Source organism: Helicobacter sp. MIT 14-3879 (assembly GCF_003364125.1).
This window is the reverse complement of sequence record NZ_NXLP01000146.1, coordinates 1-1487: the sequence shown is the minus strand read 5'-3', so window position 1 is coordinate 1487 and position 1487 is coordinate 1. Positions and strand designations below refer to the sequence as shown.

2 protein-coding genes are annotated in these 1487 nt (G+C 32.5%); one reads left to right on the top strand and one right to left on the bottom strand.

Translation table 11 applies throughout. The features are described 5' to 3' along the window. The coding region (locus CQA44_RS12020) for a flagellar basal body L-ring protein FlgH (RefSeq protein WP_115547423.1) at nucleotides 1-617 on the top strand (617 nt) is incomplete at its 5' end. Nucleotides 618-824: 207 nt separating this feature from the next. Here CQA44_RS12020 and CQA44_RS13380 read toward each other — a convergent pair. Beyond that, complete coding sequence (locus CQA44_RS13380) at nucleotides 825-959, bottom strand: hypothetical protein (RefSeq protein ID WP_258865048.1); 135 nt, start codon at nucleotides 957-959, stop codon at nucleotides 825-827. Nucleotides 960-1487: the final 528 nt, after the last annotated feature.

The following is a 1487-nucleotide window of genomic DNA, read 5'->3' as shown; positions in this document are numbered from 1 at the left end:
ATGTAAATGATATGCCATCAAAAGACTTTGTGCCAGAATTTTCAAGACCGGGTTCTTTATTTGGACAGGGTGAAAGACCTTTGTTTGCAGACAGAAGGGCAATGCGTGTTGATGATTTGATTACGGTAAAAATTAAAGAGAATATCACCAATGATTTTAAGATAGATAAGAAATATAGCGGTAGCAGCGGCGGCAATGTAACTCCCCCGCAAATCGCCTATAATGGACAAGATGCACAACAGCGAGCCAATACGCAATATCTTAACGACCAAGTAAATTACACATTGGCTAAACCCAACAATGCAAGCAACTTTCAAGGTGGAGGTACCTATTCACAAGCACAAAATCTTGCTTTTACTCTAACTGCCAGAATTCTTAAGGTTATGGAAAATGGCAATTACTTTATCTACGGTAAACAAGAAATGCTTATCAATGGTGAAAAACAAATATTGCAAATAAGTGGTGTTATTCGACCTTATGATATTCAAAGGGATAATAGCATAGAATCTCAATATATTGCTGATAGTAAGATTTCATTGGTAAGTGTAGGTAAGATTTCTGAAACACTCAATAAAAAACCCACAACTGATGCCATTGAATCTAACTGGCCTTACTGAATTCATTAAGCTTGATTCCAAAAATCTAACTGACTTTAAACTTCTATTCTTGAGATTGAAGTTTAATCCGTTGTAATTAGGATTCTTATGAGAGTTAAGCACATTGCATTATGAATGTAGAACATCAAAACTCTTAACATTATCGTATTGTCAGAGCAAGACATTTCTTTACAATCAAGATTCTTCGAATTTGTGGTTTTCAAAAAGTTACCATTGTGAAAAATTGTTAAAATTTTCGTAACAATCCATATTTACAAACTCAAAAGCAATAAACCCTAAGATTGCAAAACTAGATTCTTTATCGTGTATGCCAATATGAGCAAATACTCCATTACAAACCATAAACACCTCTGATGATTCAACAAGAGATTCTTTATTGCATGTAAAAATACGCGAACAACCTCACTCACACAAGCTCCATCTCATAAAACACTAAACTCTTCATTCTGCTTTTCACATTATAAACATTGTTTTTCTCTTTATATTGGGGTGTAGGTGCATTTGATATTAATGTGTTTATGCAGAAAGTAATGTATTCTCTTTGGTCTCTTGCAGGTTTTACATATAATCTAGGATTGTTTATTGCACAATGAGATGATGAATTTTTAGCTATATGTCTTATTAAAGAAACTCCAAAAAAACTTTGTCTTACTCAAAAATCCATGTTTTCTTTGATAGCTCTTAAGAGTATGTGTTTTTTGTTTTGCGAGAATTGCAGCTTCATTATAGACTATTCTAAGATTGATAGTATTGTTGTGTCATTTCACTCATTCATTAAGATGATCCAATGTAAAATTTACTCCTTAAACTTTATGTGTAAAACATTATGAAATCCTCAATTGTACTATCTAAATATACCAATGTCTACAA

Bases quoted from the DNA above. Each gene is read 5' to 3' on its own strand.
- CQA44_RS13380 (WP_258865048.1), bottom strand. From the start codon at position 959: ATGGTTTGTAATGGAGTATTTGCTCATATTGGCATACACGATAAAGAA.